This window comes from Billgrantia sulfidoxydans (genome assembly GCF_017868775.1).
GTDB lineage: Bacteria > Pseudomonadota > Gammaproteobacteria > Pseudomonadales > Halomonadaceae > Halomonas > Halomonas sulfidoxydans.
Map to the genome: position 1 here is coordinate 1,011,842 of NZ_CP053381.1, position 14,400 is coordinate 1,026,241.

Here is a 14,400-nt window from a genome sequence, read left to right on the forward strand (position 1 = left end):
CCCCACACAGGAGTATGGCGGTCAAGGCGCAGACGGCATAACCGTTTAAACTAACACACCTGAGTGTTCGAGCAAATGGGTCGCACTGGCGGGGTCGCGAGGTTTCCCGCTATACTATTGGGCTTCATGAGTTTTCTCCACCCCAGCGCTTCAGGTGCTTCATTCTTCTTCGTCGAGATAGGGTTTCTATGGCTGGAAATGCGCAGCAGCAGTCACGTCTGAAGGAGTTGATCGCGCGTGGCAAGGAACAGGGCTACCTGACCTACGCCGAGGTCAACGACCACCTCCCCGAGGATATTGCCGATCCCGATCAGGTGGAAGACATCATCGGCATGATCAACGACATGGGTATCAGCGTCGTCGAGGAGGCTCCCGACGAAGATACCCTGATGATGTCCGATCACTCCGCCGACGAGTCGGCTGCCGAAGAAGCCGTGGCTGCCCTGGCGGCGGTGGAAAGCGACGTGGGTCGCACCACCGACCCCGTGCGCATGTACATGCGCGAGATGGGCACCGTGGAGCTCTTGACCCGCGAGGGCGAGATCGAGATCGCCAAGCGCATCGAGGAGGGGACGCGCGAGGTGATGTCGGCCCTGGCCTGGCTGCCCGGTGCGGTGGACTCGATTCTCGAGGCCTACGATGCGACCCAGGACGAGGAGGCACCCGGCCGCCTCTCCGACCTCTTTTCCGGCTTCATCGACCCTGACGAAGGCATCCCCGGCGTGGCCGAGGCCGAGCTTCCCGAGGAGGAGATCCGCGCGAGCGACGACGAAGACGACGACGCCGACGACGAAGACGACGACGATAACGACGAGGCGGAAGAGGAGAGCACCGGCGGCCCCGACCCCGAGGAAGCCAAGGCCCGCTTCGAGCAGATCCGCGAGCAGAACGAGCTGGTGCGCGAGGCGATCGCCCAGCATGGGCGGGGCAGCGCGCAGGCCCAGGCCGAGATGGAGCGCCTGGCCGAGCTGTTCTCCCCGATCAAGCTGGTGCCCAAGCACTTCGAGCGCCTCGTCGGTCAGGTGCGGATCAGCGTCGAGCAGGTCCGCGCCCAGGAAAAGACGGTGATGCAGCTGTTCGTCAAGAAGGCGAAGGTACCGCGCAAGAACTTCATCAAGGCGTTTCCGGGCAACGAGTCGCGCCAGGAGTGGGTCGACGAGTTCATCGCCGAGAATGCCAAGTTCGCTGAGCGTCTGGAGCCCCTGCGTGCCGATATCCAGCGCGCCCAGCGCCGGATCGCCTTCGAGGAGGAGATGGTCCAGCTGGCGGTGGCCGAACTCAAGGAGATCAACCGCCGGCTCTCCATCGGCGAGGCCAAGGCGCGCCGTGCCAAGAAGGAGATGGTCGAGGCCAACCTGCGTCTGGTGATCTCCATCGCCAAGAAGTACACCAACCGCGGGCTGCAGTTCCTGGACCTGATCCAGGAGGGCAACATCGGCCTGATGAAAGCGGTCGACAAGTTCGAATACCGCCGCGGCTACAAGTTCTCGACCTATGCCACCTGGTGGATTCGCCAGGCGATCACCCGCTCGATCGCCGACCAGGCGCGCACCATCCGCATTCCGGTGCACATGATCGAGACCATCAACAAGCTCAACCGCGTGTCGCGCCAGATGCTGCAGGAGATGGGTCGCGAACCGACGCCGGAAGAGCTGGGCGAACGCCTCGAGATGCCCGAGGACAAGGTGCGCAAGGTGCTCAAGATCGCCAAGGAGCCGATCTCCATGGAGACGCCCATCGGCGACGATGACGACTCGCACCTGGGTGACTTCATCGAGGACAGCACCATGCAGCTACCGGTCGACCTGGCCACCGGCGAGGGTCTGATCGAGGCCACCCGCAACGTGCTGGGCGGACTCACCGCCCGCGAGGCCAAGGTGCTGCGCATGCGCTTCGGGATCGACATGAACACCGACCACACCCTGGAGGAGGTCGGCAAGCAGTTCGACGTGACCCGCGAGCGAATTCGCCAGATCGAGGCCAAGGCGCTGCGCAAGCTGCGCCATCCGAGCCGTTCTGAGCCGCTGCGCTCGTTCCTCGACGAGTGATTTAAAGCCCCGACAGCCCGGGATGACAGGACGCCCACGGCCGCATGGCTGTGGGCGTCCTGCTTTCGGGCGTTGGCAAGGCGGCAACCGAGGGAGTCGTCGGGCCTCAGGGCAGGGCGCGAGCCTGCTGCCAACGCCGGGTGAGCAGAACCAGCTCGATAACGGCGATCAGCAGCAGGCTGTAGCCGAGCAGTTCGGTGATCTCTTCGGCGGCCTCCTTGAAGGTGCGCAGATAGTGCTCCTCGAGAATGGCCATCCACATTGCGCTGCGCCCGTACAGGCGGGAGAAGACGTAGGTGACGAGAAAGCCGGCGGCGAAGAGGCCGAACGAGAAGCTGTTGCCGTAGGCGACGAACTCGTCCAGGAAGCGTCGGCGCCGCCACAGGGCGAGGGTGAGACAGGGAAGCAGTACCAGGGTGACGAGCGTCTGCCAGGCGCCGTCGAAAAGGTGCCGGTCCAGGTAATAATCCTGCTCGCGAATCAGCGAGGCGACGATCAGCGCCAGCATCAGCAGCGAGACGGTGGGGAGTTCGCGCCTGACCGAAGGCGTCCACAGCAGTAGTGCACTGGCTGACAGCACGGCGCTCTGGCACAGCTCGGTGAAGCCCAGTTCGGCGAAGGAGCGCCTGGCGGGAAGATACAGCGCCTCGTAGTAGATGCCTTGCAAGAACGCAGCGACGAGCAGGATATAGCACACGGCCCGAAGGCAAGCCGCAGCAAAGCTGATAGGCGCCGTGGGCGGCGGCGACAGGGGAGTTCGATGCATGGAGGTTCCGCTGGGGCAGGACAAACAAGATTCGCGCAGAGTGTAGCGTCATCGCGACGGGACCGCCATGGGCAGGCCCTGGCTGCGTTGCGCCTCCTCCACGATCCAGTCGTGTACCGCGGCGACCCGGCGGTCGTCCAAGGCGCCGCTAGTGTGCACGATGCCGTAGCGCTTGCCGGTCGGGATGCGCTGGGGAAAGGGCGCGATCAGGCGGCCGGTCTGCAGTTCGTCGGTGAGCAGGGCCTGCCGCGCAATGGCGACCCCCATGCCCGCCACCGCCGCCTCCATTGCCAGCCGGTGGCGATTGAACGTGTAGCCGCGGCGCACGTTGAGCGGCGGCGCCTCGATGGCATGCAGGTAGTGTTCCCACTCGGCGTAAGGGTGCCCGCCGCGCCAGGCGGTGATGTCGTGCAGCAGCGGGTACCAGGCCAGCTCCTCGGGGCGGGACAGGGCGGGGCGACGGCGCATCAGTGCGGGGGCACAAACGGGAAAGATCACCTCTTCCATCAGCGGCGTGATGGCGAGTCCCGGGTAGTAGCCGTCGTTGAGGTCGATGGCGAGGTCGAACTCGCCCTCGCGTAGCGACAGACTGCTATCCTCGGCGATGACCTGCAGTTCGATGTCGGGGAAGCGCGCCTGCAGTCGCGGCAGCCTCGGCATCAGCCATTTGCTGAGAAACGCCGGCACGCTGCGCAGGCGGATCACGCCGCTCATTACGCCACTGCGCAGGCGCTTTACCTCGAGGCCGACAGACTGGTAGGCCTCGTCGACCACGGCGGCCAGTCGCTTGCCCTCCTCGGTGAGCTCCAGGCGCCGCGGCAGGCGACGGAACAGGCGGAAGCCCAGCCGCTCCTCGAGCTGCTTGATCTGCTGGCTCACCGCACCGGTGGTGACGTGGAGCTCTTCCGCCGCGCGAGTGAAGGAGAGGTGGCGGGCACTGACGGCGAAGACCTTCAGCCAGGCGTGGGTCTGGGCATGCAGGAGTCGGCTCATCGTTTAGTTTTGCTATAGCTCCTAGCAGATATTCTCGTTTGCCGAGGGGCGCTTTCGCCACCAACATAAGGTCAACCGTGCCGTGAAGGCAAATATGTTTTAGCCAGGCTGATGCATGAGTCGCACAAGAGGCGATCGGCCGGCAGCAGACGAGGTGGCATATGGCAATCAGTGTCTTCGACCTGTTCAAGATCGGGATCGGTCCTTCCAGTTCCCATACGGTGGGGCCGATGCGGGCCGCCTACGATTTCGTTCAGGCGCTGCGCGACGAGGACCGCCTCGAGCGGGTGGCGCGAATCGAGATCCGCTTGTACGGTTCGCTGTGCGCCACCGGCAAGGGGCACGGTACCGACCGTGCCGTGGTCATGGGCCTGATGGGTGAGCGCCCCGACCAGATCGATCCGGCCATCGTCACGCCCTGCATCGAGGAGCTGCTCGAAGCGAACACACTGATGCTCGACGGCCGCCTGGCGATCCCCTTCCTGTGGGCGCGCGACATGCAGTGGCACGAGGAGTGCCTGCCCTATCACCCCAATGCCATGACACTGATTGCCCACGGCCACGGCGGCGAACAGTGGCACAACACCTACTATTCGATCGGCGGCGGTTTCGTCGTCGACGAGGCGCAGGCCGAGCGCGGCGAGCTGGACCAGGACACCACTGCGCTGCCTTACGACTTCAACTCGGCGGCCGAACTGCTGGCCCTGTGCCGCATGCACGACATGCGCATCAGTGAGCTGATGCTGGAGAACGAGAAGGCCTGGCGCAGCGAAGCCGAGGTGCGTGACGGGCTGTGGCAGATCTGGCAGGCCATGCGGGCCTGTGTCGATGCCGGGCTCGAACACGAGGGCGTGCTGCCCGGAGGGCTCAACGTCAAGCGGCGTGCCGCGGCGCTGCACCGTCGGCTGCTGGCGGCGCGGGACGACCAGAGCCTGATCGCCTCGACCTTCGGGGCGATGGATTGGGTCAACGTCTTCGCCCTGGCGGTGAACGAGGAGAACGCCGCCGGTGGTCGCATGGTGACCGCGCCGACCAACGGCGCGGCCGGTATCATTCCCGCCGTGCTGCACTACTACATGAAGTTTCAGTCCGGCGCCTGCGAGCGCGACGTGGTCGATTTCCTGCTCGCGGCCGGTGCGGTAGGCATCCTGTGCAAGAAGAACGCTTCCATCTCCGGTGCCGAGGTCGGCTGCCAGGGCGAGGTGGGCTCGGCGTGCGCCATGGCCGCAGCGGGACTGGCGGAAGTCATGGGGGGGAGCGTCGGCCAGGTGGAAAATGCCGCCGAGATCGGCCTGGAGCACAACCTCGGTCTGACCTGCGACCCGGTGGGCGGGCTGGTGCAGGTGCCTTGCATCGAACGTAACGCCATCGCCTCGGTCAAGGCGATCAACGCCGCCCAGATGGCGTTGCGTGGCGATGGCGAGCACTTCATCTCGCTCGACAAGGCGATTCGCACCATGCGCGACACCGGCCGCGACATGCAGGACAAGTACAAGGAAACCTCACGCGGCGGCCTGGCGGTCAACGCCATCGAATGCTGAAAGCGGCAGGGTGGCGCTAGCCGCCCTGTCGAGCCCTGTCTCTCGACGCGATGTCCCGGCGGCATCGCGTTTTTCGTTCGCAAGCTACTGAAGTGCCGGTACCTCTACGCCATTGGTCGAGTTCGACCCTTCGGCTATTGCCCCGCGGGAGTCTCTCCTCTAGCTTACGTTAACGTAAAGGTTAGAAGTCCGGGCGAGGCCAAGCCAGTCTTCGCCTTCACCACAACGACAACAATCAGCATGGATCGCCGCGACGATCCAGAGAGGACGTCTCATGACCCAGGAGTTCATACTGGAAACTCGCGGGTTGACCAAACAGTTCCGCGGCTTTACCGCCGTGGATGACGTCAACCTGCAGGTCCGGGAGGGGCATATTCACGCCTTGATCGGCCCCAATGGCGCCGGCAAGACGACCGTCTTCAATCTTCTTACCAAGTTCCTGCCACCGACACGGGGCGAGATCCTCTACCGCGGCAAGGCGATCACCGGCATGAAGGCCAACGAGATCGCACGCATGGGCATGGTGCGCTCGTTCCAGATATCCGCGGTGTTCGCCCACATGACTGCGCTGGAGAACGTGCGCGTGGCGCTGCAGCGACCAATCGGCACCTCGTTTCACTTCTGGAAGTCCGAGCGAACCCTCGAGCACCTCGACGAGCGGGCGATCGAGCTGCTCGACGAGGTCGGCCTGCGCGACTATGCCGACGTGCTGACCGTGGAGATGCCCTACGGGCGCAAGCGGGCCCTGGAGGTTGCCACCACGCTGGCGATGAACCCGACCCTGATGCTGCTCGACGAGCCGACTCAGGGCATGGGGGCGGAGGACGTCGATCGCATCGTCGAGCTGATTCGCCGGGTGGCCCAGGGTCGCACGGTATTGATGGTCGAACACAACCTCAGCGTGGTGAGCCGTCTTTGCGACCGGATCACCGTGCTGGCGCGCGGCGCGGTGCTGGCGGAGGGCGACTACGAGACGGTGTCCGCCGATCCGCGGGTGAGGGAAGCCTACATGGGCAGCGAGGCTGCGGCCGAGGAGGCCAGCGCATGAACCAGGTCGTCGAACAGCCGACTCGCAGCGACTACCGCGATCACGACGGTGCCGAGATGCTGCGCATCCGTGACCTGCACGCTTTCTACGGTGAGTCCCACATTCTGCATGGGGTCGACATGGAGGTGCGTCGCGGCGAGCTGGTCACCCTGCTGGGTCGCAACGGCGCAGGCCGCAGCACCACGCTCAAGGCGATCATGAGCATGGTCGGCCGGCGTACCGGCTCGATCACGATCAACGGCACCGAAACCATCGGCATGAAGGCGCATCGCATTCCGCGGCTGGGGGTCGGTTACTGCCCCGAGGAGCGCGGCATCTTCGCCAGCCTCGACGTGGAAGAGAACCTGCTGCTGCCGCCCACGGTGCGCTCGGGAGGCATGTCGATCGACGAGATCTACGAGATGTTTCCCAATCTCTACGAGCGCCGCCGCAGCCAGGGCACACGCCTTTCGGGCGGCGAGCAGCAGATGCTGGCCATGGCGCGCATCCTGCGCACCGGCGCCCGCATGCTGCTGCTCGACGAGATCACCGAGGGGCTGGCACCGGTCATCGTGCAGAAACTGGGCGAGGTGTTGATCAAGCTGCGTGACCGCGGCATGACCATCGTGCTGGTGGAGCAGAACTTCCGCTTCGCCGCGCCATTGGCGGATCGCCACTACGTCATGGAGCACGGCCGTATCGTCGAGGAGATCAGCGCGTCCCAGCTGCCATCGAAGCGTGATCATCTCAATGCCCTGCTAGGAGTCTAGCCACCCGACGGAGCAAGCCCGGCTCGCCGTGCCCAGGCCGGCGGGCCATTCGCAAGCCGCGCCTTTCAGGCCACATAGAACCACAACAACCGGGTTTCACCACTGATCGTCACCACAACGAATCGCGACTTTCCCGCGTGCGCGTGACAACAACAACCCGCCCAACCGGGCTTTGGAGACGAAAATGACCTTCATCAAGAAGACCCTCGCCAGCAGTATCGCCATCGCCGCCACCGCCGCCATGGCGACCGCCGCCCAGGCGGAGATCAGCGACGGGACGGTGCGCATCGGCTATCTCGCCGACATGTCCGGCACCTATCGCGATCTGGCCGGTCCGGGCGGCCTCGAGGCCCTGGAGATGGCGATCGAGGATTTCGGCGGCAGCGTCGACGGCGCGCCGATCGAGGTGTTCAGCGCCGACGACCGCAACAGCGCCGACGTGGGCGCCAACACCGTGCGCGAGTGGGTCGACCAGCGCAATGTCGACCTGGTGGCCGGCATGGTCGCCTCATCGGTGACCATCGCCGTGACCAACGTGCTGGAAGCCAACGACAAGCTGGGCATCGTATCCGGCTCGGCGGCCTCGAGCATCACCAACGAGCACTGCACGCCGAACCATATCCACTGGGTCTACGACACCTACCCGCTGGCCAACGGCACCGCCCGTGCGGTGGTCGAGCAGGGCGGGGACACCTGGTTCATGCTCACCGCCGACTACGCCTTCGGCCATGCGCTCGAGGCAGACGTCACCAAGGTGGTGGAGGAGAACGGCGGCGAGGTCATCGGTGGTGTGCGCCATCCGTTCCCCACCGACGACTTCTCCTCCTACATCCTCCAGGCCCAGGGCTCCGGGGCCAAGATCATCGGCCTGGCCAATGCCGGTTCCGATACCGTCAACGCCATCAACACCGCGAGCCAGTTCGGCGTGGTCGAGGCGGGCCAGCAGCTTGCCGGCCTGCTGGTGTTCCTCAACGACGTCTACGCCATGGGTCTCGATGCCACCCAGGGCCTGCTGCTGACCACCGGCTGGTACTGGAACATGGACGACGAGTCGCGCGAATGGGCCGAGCGCTACTACGAGCGCGTGGGCAGCATGCCGACCATGGTCCAGGCCGGTATCTATTCCAGCACCATGCACTACCTGCAGGCCGTGCAGGCCACCGGCAGCGACGATACCCAGACGGTGCGCGAGTACATGATGAAGCAGCCGATCCACGACTTCTTCGCGCGCAACGGGCGTATCCGCGAGGATGGCCGCATGGTGCACGACATGTACCTGGCCCGCGTGAAGTCGCCGGCAGAGTCCACCCACGAGTGGGACCTCTACGAGATCCTCACCTCCATTCCCGCCGAGGAGGCCTACCGCCCGCTGTCGGAGAGCCAGTGCGACCTGGTGCAGAACTGAAGCATGGCAAGTCGGCGGCGGCTGCGGCCGCCGCCCGTCTGACGGCGAGGAGAACCTGACATGACGATGATATTCGGCGTGCCGTTGGCGGTGTTCATGGGCCAGCTTCTGCTGGGCCTGATCAATGGCGCCTTCTACGCCCTGCTGAGCCTGGGCCTGGCGGTGATCTTCGGCCTGCTGAAGATCGTCAACTTCGCCCATGGGGCCATGTACATGCTGGGAGCCTTCGCCACGCTGCTCGGCCTGCGCTACCTGGGCATCAACTACTGGGCCGCGCTGCTGCTGGCGCCGTTGGCGGTGGGGCTGTTCGGCATGCTGATCGAGCGAGTCCTGCTGCGCCGCATCGGCCATCTCGACCACCTCTACGGCCTGCTGCTGACCTTCGGCCTGGCGCTGATCTTCGAGGGCTCGCTGATCAACCTGTTCGGCGTCTCGGGCGCCCGCTACCCGACACCCGAGTCGCTCGCCGGCGGCTACCAGCTGGGCTTCATGTTCCTGCCCAAGTACCGCGCCTGGGTGCTGCTGGCGGCCGTCGTCGTGTGCTTCGCCACCTGGTTCATCATCGAGCGCACGCGCCTCGGTGCCTACTTGCGCGCCGGCACCGAGAACCCGGCGCTGATGCAGGCCTTCGGTGTCAACGTGCCGCTGCTGGTCACGCTGACCTATGGCTTCGGCGTGGCACTCGCCGCCTTCGCCGGTGTGCTGGCCGCACCGCTCTATCCGGTGTCGCCGACCATGGGTTCCAACCTGCTGATCGTGGTCTTTGCGGTGGTGGTCATCGGCGGCATGGGCTCCATCCTGGGTGCCGTCGTCACCGGGCTGGCGATGGGCCTGATCGAGGGCCTGACCAAGGTGTACTACCCCGAGGCGGCCAATACCGTAATCTTCCTGGTGATGATTCTGGTGCTGCTGCTCAGACCCACCGGACTCTTCGGCAAGGAGGCATGACGACATGGCCACGACCCAAACCATGACGCCTTCCATGAAGCGCGAGCGTCGCGCCACCCTGCGCCGCAACGCCTTCTATGCGGTACTGGTCGCGATCGGCCTGGTGGCGCCCTTCGTCGCCTACCCGGTGTTCCTGATGAAGGTGCTGTGCTTCGCCCTGTTTGCCTGTGCCTTCAACCTGCTGCTGGGCTATGCCGGCCTGCTCTCGTTCGGCCACGCGGCCTTCCTGGCCACCGGCGGCTACGTGACCGGCTACCTGCTGTCGAGCTACCCGGCACTGACTCCCGAACTGGGCATCCTGAGTGGCACAGCCGCCGCCGTGGTGCTGGGCACTGTGTTTGGCATCCTGTCGATCCGGCGCCAGGGCATCTACTTCGCCATGGTCACCCTGGCCCTGGCGCAGCTGATGTTCTTCTTCTACATTCAGGCGCCCTTCACCGGCGGCGAGGATGGCCTGCACGGCGTGCCGCGTGGCGACCTGTTCGGCTTCATCAGCCTGCGCAGCAGCCTGGCCATGTACTACTTCGTCTTCGCGGTCTTCCTGTTCGGTTTTGCCCTGATCCAGCGCGCCGTGCACTCGCCGTTCGGCCAGGTGCTCAAGGCGATCCGCGAGAACGAGCCGCGGGCGGTGTCGCTCGGCTACAACGTCGATGCCTATAAGCTGGTGGCGTTCATCCTCTCCGCCGGCCTGGCCGGCCTGGCCGGCTCCACCAAGACGATAGTGTTCCAGCTCGCCTCGCTGACCGATGCCCACTGGCACATGTCCGGCGAAGTAATCCTGATGACCTTGCTCGGCGGCGTGGGCACGCTGTTCGGTCCGGTGGTGGGGGCGGGGCTCGTGGTAAGCCTCCAGCATCTGCTGGCGCAGTCGCCGCTGGGCAACTGGGTCGGTCCGATCCTGGGGGGAATCTTCGTGCTCTGCGTGCTCAGTTTCCGCAGCGGTATCGTGGGCGAGGCGCTCAAGATGTATCGCAAGAACTTCAAGTGAGGATTGTCGGCAAGCCTCTTCCTGGCGCCCTGCGGGGCGCCTTTTTTATTCCGTCGCCGTGCAGGCCCGCTCCAGGCTGGCGGGCAGGTGCTCGACCAGGTAATCGACGAACTGGCGCACCTTGGCGGCGTGCTGGCGGTGTCGCGGCATCACCGCCCAGACCCCGGCATCGCGGCACTGGAAGCGGGACAGCACTTCGACCAGCTCGCCGCTGGCGAGATAGGGCGTGACGTAGTAGTCGGGCAGCTGTGCCAGCCCCAACCCCTTGAGCGCCGCATCCAGCAGCGCAATCCCCGAATTGGCCTGCCAGGGGCCCTGTACGCGTACCTCGCGGTGTAGCCCTTCGATATCGAAACGCCAGACATCGCGCGAGCCGATCAGGCAGCGGTGATGGGCGAGTTCCGCCACCGAGTGCGGATGCGAGATGCCCTGGAAGTAGGCGGGGGAGGCGACGACGAATTCGTGCCGCTCGCACAGGCGGCGCGCCACCAGCGAGGAGTCCTGCAGGGTCCCCATGCGTATGACCACGTCGTAGCCTTCGTCGATCACGTCCACCTGGCGGTTGGTCAGGTGCAGGCGCATCTCGAGCTGAGGGTGCAGGCGCAGGAAATCATTGACCAGTGGGGCGAGGAAACGCTCGCCGAAGGTGGTGGCACAGCTGATCTGGAGCACGCCGTGGGGGCGCTCCTGCAGGCTCTGCAGGTCGCTCTCGGCCTCGCGAAAGCCGTCGAGCAGTTCGCGGCAGCGCGCATAGTAACGTTCGCCGGCATCGGTGAGGTGGATCTGGCGCGTGGTGCGGTAGAGCAACGGCAACCCCAGCTCCTGCTCGAGCTGCGCCACCTGCCGGCTGATGTGCGAGTTGGAGACGTGAAGCTGGCGTGCCGCAGCGGCAAAGGTGCCGAGGCGGACCACTTCGACGAAGGCCTCGATGCCGTCCCAGTGAGCCATGGGCACTCCATTATTGCTCAATTGGAATAATGTTGTGTCGTTGTTTCTATATCATCATAACCTTGGCCACACCTAGACTGATAGGGGTAGTTACTCACCATCAGGAGATCCGAATGAAGTCGCGTGCCGCCGTTGCTCTTGAAGCGGGCAAGCCCCTCGAGCTCACCGAAATCGATGTCCAGGATCCCAAGGCCGGGGAGGTGCTGGTGCGCATCGCCGCGACCAGCGTCTGCCACACCGACGCCTTCACGCTGTCGGGCGCCGACCCGGAGGGGCTGTTCCCCTCGGTGCTGGGCCACGAGGGGGCCGGCATCGTCGAGGCGGTGGGGCCGGGCGTCACCAGCGTCCAGCCCGGCGATCACGTCATCCCGCTCTACACCGCCGAGTGCGGCCAGTGCAAGTTCTGCCGCTCGGGCAAGACCAACCTGTGCCAGGCGGTGCGCGCCACCCAGGGCCAGGGGCTGATGCCCGACGGCACCTCGCGCTTCTCGCTCGACGGCCAGATGCTGCACCACTACATGGGCTGCTCCACCTTCAGCGAGTACACCGTGCTGCCCGAGGTCTCGCTGGCCAAGGTCTCCAAGGAGGCACCGCTGGACAAGATCTGCCTGCTCGGCTGCGGGGTGACCACCGGCATCGGCGCGGTGCTCAACACCGCCAAGGTCGAGCCGGGTTCCACCGTCGCCGTGTTCGGCCTCGGCGCCATCGGCCTGGCGGTGATCCAGGGCGCCCAGATGGCCAAGGCCAGCCGCATCATCGCCATCGACGTCAACCCGGACAAGTTCGCGCTGGCCAAGCAGTTCGGCGCCACCGACTTCGTCAATCCCAAGGAGCACGCCGACCCGATCCAGCAGGTGATCGTCGACCTGACCGACGGCGGGGTCGACTACTCCTTCGAGTGCATCGGCAACGTCAACGTGATGCGCTCGGCGCTGGAGTGCTGCCACAAGGGCTGGGGCGAGTCGGTGATCATCGGCGTGGCCGGGGCCGGCGAGGAGATCTCGACGCGGCCGTTCCAGCTGGTGACGGGCCGGGTGTGGCGCGGCTCGGCGTTCGGCGGGGTGAAGGGGCGCAGCGAGCTGCCCGGCTACGTGCAGCGCTACATGGACGGCGAGATCAAGATCGACGAGTTCATCACCCACGACATGCCGTTCGAGCAGATCAACGAGGCGTTCGAGCTGCTGCATGCGGGCAAGAGCATTCGTACGGTGCTGCACTTTTAACAGGCGCCCGGTGCCGCGCCCATGACCGGCGTCCGGTGCCTAACGATGAGGCGTGATGGCGGCTGCGCACAGGGAGCTGCCTAGAAATTGCCGTTCCGGTCGCTATCCTTGGGTAGCGACCGCAAGGAGACTGCACCATGACCATGACCGAGAACCTCGAGCCGATATCGAGCAACAAGAGCTTCGGTGGCTGGCACAAGCGCTACCGGCACCGCTCGCGAGCGCTGGATTGCGAGATGGAGTTTGCCATCTACCTGCCGCCGCAGGCCGAGACGGAGCGCGTACCGCTGCTGTGGTGGCTGTCGGGGCTGACCTGCACCGACGAGAATTTCATGCAGAAGGCGGGCGCGCATCGCGTGGCCGCGGAGCTGGGCATCGCCATCGTCTGCCCCGATACCAGCCCGCGAGGTACCGACCTGCCGGGCGAGCACGACAGCTACGACTTCGGCTCGGGTGCGGGCTTCTACGTCAATGCCACCCAGGAGCCCTGGAAGCAGCACTACCGCATGTACGACTACGTGGCGGAAGAGCTGCCGTCGGTGGTGCGCCAGCACTTCCCGCTCAACGGCCGGGAAGCGATCAGCGGCCACTCGATGGGCGGCCACGGAGCGCTCATCCTGGCCCTGCGCCGCCCCGGTCACTACCGCTCGGTGTCGGCCTTCTCGCCAATCGTCAACCCCTCCCAGTGCCCCTGGGGGCGCAAGGCCTTTCGCGAGTACCTGGGCGACGATCCCGGTGCCTGGACGCAGTACGATGCCTGCGAGCTGGTGGCCAAGGGCGCTTCGAGCCAGCACCTCTTCATCGACCAGGGGGAGGCCGACCAGTTCCTGGAGGAGCAGCTCAGGCCGGAGCGCCTCGAGGCGGTGTGCGAAGAGCAGGATCACCCCCTGACGCTGCGTCGTCAGCCGGGGTATGATCACAGCTATTTCTTCATCGCCACCTTCATCGAGGACCACCTGCGCTACCATGCCGAGCATCTTCACAAGCAGTGAGCAAACCGCCCGCCAGGGTGGGTCATGATCCGGAACTGGCTCTCTCGCACGCTACGTTGGGCGGCCCTCGTCGGGGCCGCCTTCGTCGTCCTATCCATCGTCCTGGTGCTGATGCTCAGGTTTGTGCCCGTCTATGGCTCCATGGTGATGCTGGAGCGCAAGATCGAAGCATGGACGGCAGGTGAGTCGCTCCCCATCCGCCACCAGTGGCGGCCCTGGGAGGAGCTCTCCGTCCACGCCAAGCTGGCGGTGATCGCTGCCGAGGATCAGCGCTTCGCCGTCCACCGCGGGTTCGACGTGGACGAGATGCGCCGGGCCTGGGAAGCGAGCCGCAACGGGGCGCGGCTGCGCGGGGCCAGCACCATCAGCCAGCAGACCGCCAAGAACCTGTTCCTGTGGACGGGGCGCAACTGGGTGCGCAAGGGCTTCGAGGCCTGGTTCACCGTGCTGATCGAGGCGCTATGGCCCAAGCAGCGCATCCTCGAGGTCTACCTCAATGTCGTCGAGTGGGATCATGGCGTGTTCGGCCTGGAGGCGGCCGGCCAGCACTACTTCGGGGTCTCCGCCGCGCGCCTCAGCGAGACCCAGGCCAGCCGCCTGGCGGCGATCCTGCCCAACCCGCGCCACTGGGACGCGACCCGCCCGGGCCCTCACGTCGAACGTCGCAGCCAGTGGATTCGCCAGCAGATGCGCAACCTCGGGCCAGGCTACCTCGAGCGGCTGTCGGCCGATTGAGCTGCCCTTCGCCTGC

Annotated in this window: 13 protein-coding genes; 10 read left to right on the forward strand and 3 right to left on the reverse strand. The window is 65.6% G+C overall.

The genetic code is table 11. The features are described 5' to 3' along the window. Window positions 1–188 precede the first annotated feature (188 nt). The gene (rpoD, locus tag HNO51_RS04895) at window positions 189–2,048 is read left to right on the forward strand and encodes an RNA polymerase sigma factor RpoD (RefSeq protein ID WP_197449888.1); all 1,860 of its coding nucleotides are present in this window, start codon (window positions 189–191) and stop codon (window positions 2,046–2,048) included. A 106-nt stretch (window positions 2,049–2,154) separates the two neighbouring features. On the opposite strand, the gene HNO51_RS04900 is transcribed toward rpoD, so the two are convergent. Both HNO51_RS04900 and HNO51_RS04905 read right to left on the reverse strand, forming a co-directional pair. Next, window positions 2,155–2,814 (reverse strand): hypothetical protein, encoded by a 660-nt coding sequence (locus HNO51_RS04900; protein ID WP_209538621.1) that lies wholly within the window; start codon window positions 2,812–2,814, stop codon window positions 2,155–2,157. A 48-nt stretch (window positions 2,815–2,862) separates the two neighbouring features. Beyond that, window positions 2,863–3,807 carry a LysR substrate-binding domain-containing protein gene (locus HNO51_RS04905; protein WP_197449890.1) on the reverse strand — a complete coding sequence of 315 codons (945 nt, stop codon included), beginning with the start codon at window positions 3,805–3,807 and terminating at the stop codon, window positions 2,863–2,865. A 161-nt stretch (window positions 3,808–3,968) separates the two neighbouring features. Between HNO51_RS04905 and HNO51_RS04910 the strand changes: the two genes are divergently transcribed. The 6 genes from HNO51_RS04910 (at window position 3,969) to HNO51_RS04935 (ending at window position 10,486) form a co-directional block, all read left to right on the forward strand. Next, a complete protein-coding gene (locus HNO51_RS04910; RefSeq protein WP_209538622.1) occupies window positions 3,969–5,348 on the forward strand; it encodes an L-serine ammonia-lyase in 1,380 nt (459 codons plus the stop codon). A gap of 274 nt (window positions 5,349–5,622) precedes the next feature. Next, window positions 5,623–6,396, forward strand: a complete 774-nt coding sequence (locus tag HNO51_RS04915) for an ABC transporter ATP-binding protein (RefSeq protein ID WP_197449892.1) — start codon at window positions 5,623–5,625, stop codon at window positions 6,394–6,396. Next, a complete protein-coding gene (locus HNO51_RS04920) occupies window positions 6,393–7,145 on the forward strand; it encodes an ABC transporter ATP-binding protein (RefSeq protein WP_234283580.1) in 753 nt (250 codons plus the stop codon). Before HNO51_RS04915 ends, HNO51_RS04920 begins: the two co-directional genes overlap by 4 nt. A gap of 184 nt (window positions 7,146–7,329) precedes the next feature. Further along, window positions 7,330–8,550 (forward strand): ABC transporter substrate-binding protein, encoded by a 1,221-nt coding sequence (locus HNO51_RS04925; RefSeq protein WP_209538623.1) that lies wholly within the window; start codon window positions 7,330–7,332, stop codon window positions 8,548–8,550. A 60-nt stretch (window positions 8,551–8,610) separates the two neighbouring features. Continuing rightward, window positions 8,611–9,498 (forward strand): branched-chain amino acid ABC transporter permease, encoded by an 888-nt coding sequence (locus HNO51_RS04930; protein WP_197449894.1) that lies wholly within the window; start codon window positions 8,611–8,613, stop codon window positions 9,496–9,498. Between the two features lie 4 nt (window positions 9,499–9,502). After that, window positions 9,503–10,486 carry a branched-chain amino acid ABC transporter permease gene (locus tag HNO51_RS04935; protein WP_197449895.1) on the forward strand — a complete coding sequence of 328 codons (984 nt, stop codon included), beginning with the start codon at window positions 9,503–9,505 and terminating at the stop codon, window positions 10,484–10,486. A gap of 45 nt (window positions 10,487–10,531) precedes the next feature. Here HNO51_RS04935 and HNO51_RS04940 read toward each other — a convergent pair whose 3' ends face one another. Next, complete coding sequence (locus HNO51_RS04940; RefSeq protein WP_209538624.1) at window positions 10,532–11,434, reverse strand: LysR family transcriptional regulator; 903 nt, start codon at window positions 11,432–11,434, stop codon at window positions 10,532–10,534. A 113-nt stretch (window positions 11,435–11,547) separates the two neighbouring features. Here HNO51_RS04940 and HNO51_RS04945 point away from each other — a divergent pair, with 113 nt between their 5' ends. The 3 genes from HNO51_RS04945 (at window position 11,548) to mtgA (ending at window position 14,384) form a co-directional block, all read left to right on the forward strand. After that, a complete protein-coding gene (locus HNO51_RS04945; RefSeq protein WP_209538625.1) occupies window positions 11,548–12,657 on the forward strand; it encodes an S-(hydroxymethyl)glutathione dehydrogenase/class III alcohol dehydrogenase in 1,110 nt (369 codons plus the stop codon). 137 nt (window positions 12,658–12,794) lie between these two features. Beyond that, on the forward strand, window positions 12,795–13,649 hold the full coding sequence (gene fghA, locus HNO51_RS04950; RefSeq protein ID WP_197449898.1) for an S-formylglutathione hydrolase: 855 nt from the start codon (window positions 12,795–12,797) through the stop codon (window positions 13,647–13,649). A gap of 24 nt (window positions 13,650–13,673) precedes the next feature. Further along, window positions 13,674–14,384, forward strand: coding sequence for a monofunctional biosynthetic peptidoglycan transglycosylase (mtgA, locus tag HNO51_RS04955; protein ID WP_197449899.1), 711 nt, complete (start codon window positions 13,674–13,676; stop codon window positions 14,382–14,384). Window positions 14,385–14,400: the final 16 nt, after the last annotated feature.